Source organism: Candidatus Rhabdochlamydia sp. W815 (assembly GCF_018642185.1).
GTDB lineage: Bacteria > Chlamydiota > Chlamydiia > Chlamydiales > Rhabdochlamydiaceae > Rhabdochlamydia > Rhabdochlamydia oedothoracis.
Map to the genome: position 1 here is coordinate 1 of NZ_JAAVTY010000108.1, position 4,901 is coordinate 4,901.

The window sequence follows — 4,901 nt, forward strand, 5'->3', positions numbered from 1 at the left end:
CCATTCTTGGGAAAGAGGCTTAAATGAGCATACAAACGGACTAGTTAGGCAATATTTTCCTAAAACACAAAGCTTTTTAGATACGACTTCCAAGGATATGGAAAGGGTGGAAACTTATACTAAATAACAGACCTAGAAAGGCTCTCAACTTCAAAACTCCACTAGAAGTGTTTAGGAGATTATCTACAAACATGCTATGCTCGGGTGCACAATAGATGTTTTTTCAAGTATTTATATGTTCTTTTTTGTGCACTTCGAGGTTGAAAGGGCCATATTAATAAAAACCGTTATCTGGTAATCTGCACTTGGTAATGGAATATAATTGTGATTTTCCAAACCCACAGTCTCATGCATATCTTCCAAAAACGAAGGGATTTTAGCTACGAGCTGTTCTTTTGTTAGTACATATTTTATAAAGGAATCAAGACAAGAAGCGCCACAGCATATATTAACAATAGCTTGCTGCGTGATTGCTAAAGCACCAGCAAAAAGTCCCATACAGGGTAAAAATTAGTGAGTACAGTTGGAGATTTTGCATTTACAATTTGTGCAAACCTTTCATAGGTACAATAACCAAGAGCCATTCCTGCAACTCTAACGGGAATTGTTTGAATAAAAGTGTTAGAAATAACCAAGCTCATTATTTTCTCTTTGAAATTCTTGCGTGTAATTATAGAGAACCCATAAAAAAGCGTATTACAACATAAAGCTATTATGTATGCGTTTTTTTAAGTTTTCTAAAAAAGGAGTAAGCTTTTCAGCTTCTTGTTGACTTAGTCGGTCAATAAATAAGATGCCATTGATATGATCATTTTCATGCAGAATGACTCTAGCTTCCCAACCAAAAAACCGCTGTGTAATGATTTTTCTCTCTATATTCATATACTCAACTGTTATTTCTTGAGCTCTTTCTACATCTGCATAAATATTTGGAATCGATAGACATCCTTCAGATTTTTTCCATTTCTTTTTACTAGGGGAAGATATTTTGGGATTGATAAATACTTTTACCTCGCCCCATTTTATTTTGTTTTTATCTAGCTCTTTATTGGTAGGCTCTCTGATCATAAAGAGCCTAATTGAATGATGAACTTGAGGAGCGGCAAGACCTATCCCATTGCAAGCATCCATTGTCTCTTTCATCTCTTCGATGAGCTTTTTTACATCTTCTGTAATGGCTGTAATTGGTTCGGCCTTTTTTCGGAGAATAGGGTCATCATAATAGGCAAGAGGCAATACCTTTAATGGTTCTGTAGTCATTAAACTAGGGACATGCCCTTTGCAAAGCTGTCCGTTTTTATACAGCCACCGATCTTTGATTTTTTCAAAGTAGCTTCTCTCTGTAAATGTAGCATCTTGGTCATTTTGAGACATATGTGCTACAAAAGTTACAGTAGCCACCCTTTCCTTTTCTTTAAAAGAAAGCACCTCTAATCGATTAAACTGAAAGGTTTTGGAAAAATGGGAGATTTCTTTTGCCCATTTTTCATGATCATCGTCATATTGTGGACTCGCAGGATGGGTGGTTTTAATAATATAAGAGCTTAAATCAAGTGCATAGGCTGCATAGCGAGCACGCATAAGCATCAAGGCGTTCTTTACCAAAGCACCATTGTGAAGAGGCCTACAACATGTTTGATAAGATAAACCACTAGCGCAGGGACAGAGTTCTACATTATCTTTTCTAATCATATTAGGTTCTAAATAAGTCATAAACTAATTTTTTATAGAATAGAAACTATTCCAGATTTTTTTTTTTGGTACAACTCATTTTTTGCAGTAAATTACATAAGATGATAATAAAATAAATAAAGGGATTCAATGCAAACTAGGACTTTTTCTCAAAGAAATCTAATTATTGGTGTTTTAAGTGGAATTTTTGCAGGAATACTTCTTGCCTTTGCTTTGCTTCATTTCGATTCTATTCTAGTTATTGGGGAGCTAGTTGGCTTATCTAACATCTTTAGCAGTTTATTCTTCTATTTGTTTTTAACAGCTATTTTAGGAGCTATATTTGCTGTAGCTGTTTGTAAAATCTCCAAAAAGCCCATAGGAGCCATTATTTGGGGACCTTTATATGGAGTGCTTTTATGGGTAATCAACCTTATAATGCTTATGGCTAAAATGAAAACCGAGTGTCCTTCTGAAGTATATCTCTTTATAAGGCCGCTTTTACTATTGGGGTATGTGGTTTTTGGAATAATTTTAGGATTAATCTATGGATGGTTAAAAAACCAAAAGTAAATAAAATTTACTTTAATTAAATGAATTTATTCATATTTTATTTTGATTTGTGTTATCATTTCTATAATTTAAAAAGGTCTAAAAAAATATGTTACCTCAATTGCATGAAAAATATAACCATCCTTCTTTAATCACCCCAGCTAAATGGCTGGAATACAATCGTCAAAAAGGATTGCTGCCTACAATTAGCTCCCCTCAAGCCATTATTTTTTGTTCTCATGGGCGTTTTTTAGAAACCATCTTACAAAAATACAAACATAAAAGTTACGAGGGTTGTTTTAAAAAGGTTTTCTTTCTAGATGACTTTCCTTCACTTGCCATTGCTTATTTAGGAACCGGCGCCCCTGCTGCTGCCCATCAAATGGAAGCACTCATTGCTTGGGGGGTCACCCGTTTCGTTTGTATAGGTACAGCTGGTACGCTTCATGATAAAGTAGGCATTGGTGATATTGTGCTTTTCGAAAAAGCCGTTCGCGATGAAGGAACCTCCTATCATTACATAGAAGCTAGCAAATATATCCATGCCCCTCGCCGTATGACTAATCTCTTAACCGACTTATTAAAACAAGCAAATACTTCTCATCACATTGGCAGCACCTGGACAACAGATGGTTTCTATAGACAAACCTCATTGGAAATCCAGCATTTTCAACAAGAAGGAGTGTTAACTGTTGAAATGGAAACAGCTGCTTTATTTGCTATAGCTCATGTTCATCAAATCGATTTAGGGGCAATGGTTGTAATCAGCGACTCTCACACTCAGCTAGAGTGGGAGCCTCATTTGGAAGATGAAAAAGTAGAAAATAGCTTGCACTCTCTATTTGAGACCGCTCTGAGAGCTGCTACTTCTGATTTTTAGTGATAATTCACTTGCTTTTTGTGCATAGATCTTTTACTTAAGAAATTAGACCTAAGGAATAAGAACCCTATGTACAAGATTTTCATATATAGTTTGCTTTTAGTAGTTGGTATTATCATTTCACAAACCGCTTATCTAACTCCTTATCAAAGCTATTTACACTTTTTCACTCTAACTCTTTTGGCCTATATTATGATCGAAGTAGGCATAGAGTTTGATTTAAATAAAAAAAATCTCAAAAGTTATGGGAAAGATTACCTTATTGCAATGACTGCAGCAGCCTTTCCTTGGATTTTTTGTAGTGCTTATTTCTTCTTATTTTTGGACCTAACACTTCAGCAAGCAGCTTTAATTGGAAGGTTTGCTGCACCTACTTCAACAGGTCTTTTATTTGCCATGTTAATGGCTGCGGGCCTGGCTGGCACTTGGGTATTTAAAAAGGTTCGAATTTTAGCTATATTTGACGATTTAGATACCGTATTATTTATTGTTCCTCTTCAGCTTATATACATCGGTCTGCAATCTCAAATCACTTTTATTTTACTGATTACCATACTTCTTTTAATCGTTGCTTACCGTTATTTACACCGAGTATCTCTCCCTACAAACAAACTGTGCATTTTTATTTATGCGGTGCTTTTAACAGGGTTGGTAGAATCTCTTAAAGCAGTTGATGTTTTAGATCTTGAAATTTTACTACCAGCTTTTGTATTAGGGTGCATCCTCAAAGCCCCCCATAAGAAAATAGATCCGCCCCTTGCTATGAAATTTGATAGTAGCCTTAAATTTATATATATGTTCCTTGTAGGATGTTCTTTAGCTAAAATATCTTTTGGTCATATCTCCTGGACGATGCTCCTCTTTCATGTGCTTATGCTGACAATCCTTGCTAATCTAGGCAAATTATTCCCTATGTTCTGCTACAAAAAAGAAGTAAGTTTAAAAGAGAGAACCGCTTTAAGCGTTGCTATGTGGCCTCGAGGAGAAGTAGGAGCTGGAATTTTAATGATCTCTACTCAATACAAACTCCCTCCTATCGCTTTAGAGCTAGCAGGTCTTAGTCTAACGCTAAACTTAGCTCTATCCGGAGCGTTTATTTACGTTGTGATTTGGCTCATGAAAAAACCTCTTAAGAGGACTTAAGAAGTTGATCTCTACGAATGTATAAGTGATCAATCCGCTCTTGAATCTCTTGAATCACTCTACGCTCAGAATCTGCCAACTTCAAAGAGCGTCTGGCTTCTTGTTTTAAATGAGGATCAAACTGCCAACGCATAGCTTGCTCTTCATGGATTAAAACCAATGCATGATAACGAGTTTTTACCTCTTCTAAATAGACAATCTCCTCATTGATTTGCGATAGCTCGCTTTGACAATCAGAAGACACTTCTTCAGCAAAAAAACCACTTGAGAGCAAACAACAAAGCCCTAAGAGCATTTTTATAGTGCGATTATTTTTCATATAATTCTTCTCTTTATTTGCAGGATTTCATTACACAAATTAAATCTCCACTAGATTTTTTTAAATCTCCGTAGATGTAAAATACAGGCTTTTGAGTTTGATGAGGATTTGCAAACTGGTAATTTTTAATAAATTCTCTAATAAGTCCTTGGACGGCTTTAACTGTTTCATCCCGTGATTTACTATTTAAAGGCGTCTCTATAAAAATCGTTAATGAACCATATCCTTGACATGGATTTTATTGTTTAGTCCCAAAGTATAATGGTGTATACTATGAACATTTAGCATCAAAGGAAACATTATGGGACAAATAGTACATGGGTGCGCCAAAACAAC

Annotated in this window: 6 protein-coding genes and 1 pseudogene; 4 read left to right on the forward strand and 3 right to left on the reverse strand. The window is 35.5% G+C overall.

Annotated features, from left to right (window positions below):
* Positions 1-215, forward strand: a pseudogene (locus RHOW815_RS09380) (transposase); the annotation flags it as partial.
* A 16-nt stretch (positions 216-231) separates the two neighbouring features.
* On the opposite strand, the gene RHOW815_RS06815 reads toward RHOW815_RS09380, so the two are convergent.
* Both RHOW815_RS06815 and def read right to left on the reverse strand, forming a co-directional pair.
* Complete coding sequence (locus tag RHOW815_RS06815; protein WP_215217571.1) at positions 232-498, reverse strand: hypothetical protein; 267 nt, start codon at positions 496-498, stop codon at positions 232-234.
* Positions 499-696: 198 nt separating this feature from the next.
* Positions 697-1,713: a peptide deformylase gene (gene def, locus RHOW815_RS06820; protein WP_215217572.1), complete on the reverse strand. Its 1,017-nt coding sequence runs from the start codon at positions 1,711-1,713 to the stop codon at positions 697-699.
* Positions 1,714-1,821: 108 nt separating this feature from the next.
* Between def and RHOW815_RS06825 the strand changes: the two genes are divergently transcribed.
* From RHOW815_RS06825 to RHOW815_RS06835, 3 genes are all read left to right on the forward strand, one after another.
* Positions 1,822-2,244: a hypothetical protein gene (locus RHOW815_RS06825; RefSeq protein WP_215217573.1), complete on the forward strand. Its 423-nt coding sequence runs from the start codon at positions 1,822-1,824 to the stop codon at positions 2,242-2,244.
* An 88-nt stretch (positions 2,245-2,332) separates the two neighbouring features.
* A complete protein-coding gene (locus RHOW815_RS06830; RefSeq protein WP_215217574.1) occupies positions 2,333-3,103 on the forward strand; it encodes a nucleoside phosphorylase in 771 nt (256 codons plus the stop codon).
* Between the two features lie 69 nt (positions 3,104-3,172).
* Entirely contained in the window at positions 3,173-4,246 is a 1,074-nt protein-coding gene (locus tag RHOW815_RS06835) for a cation:proton antiporter domain-containing protein (RefSeq protein ID WP_215217575.1), read from the forward strand.
* Here RHOW815_RS06835 and RHOW815_RS06840 read toward each other — a convergent pair.
* Positions 4,233-4,565: a hypothetical protein gene (locus RHOW815_RS06840; RefSeq protein ID WP_215217576.1), complete on the reverse strand. Its 333-nt coding sequence runs from the start codon at positions 4,563-4,565 to the stop codon at positions 4,233-4,235. The genes RHOW815_RS06835 and RHOW815_RS06840 overlap by 14 nt on opposite strands.
* Positions 4,566-4,901 lie beyond the last annotated feature (336 nt).

Bases quoted from the DNA above. Each gene is read 5' to 3' on its own strand.
- RHOW815_RS06840 (WP_215217576.1), bottom strand. From the start codon at position 4,565: ATGAAAAATAATCGCACTATAAAAATGCTCTTAGGGCTTTGTTGTTTG.
- RHOW815_RS06815 (WP_215217571.1), bottom strand. From the start codon at position 498: ATGGGACTTTTTGCTGGTGCTTTAGCAATCACGCAGCAAGCTATTGTT.
- def (WP_215217572.1), bottom strand. From the start codon at position 1,713: ATGACTTATTTAGAACCTAATATGATTAGAAAAGATAATGTAGAACTC.
- RHOW815_RS06825 (WP_215217573.1), top strand. From the start codon at position 1,822: ATGCAAACTAGGACTTTTTCTCAAAGAAATCTAATTATTGGTGTTTTA.
- RHOW815_RS06830 (WP_215217574.1), top strand. From the start codon at position 2,333: ATGTTACCTCAATTGCATGAAAAATATAACCATCCTTCTTTAATCACC.
- RHOW815_RS06835 (WP_215217575.1), top strand. From the start codon at position 3,173: ATGTACAAGATTTTCATATATAGTTTGCTTTTAGTAGTTGGTATTATC.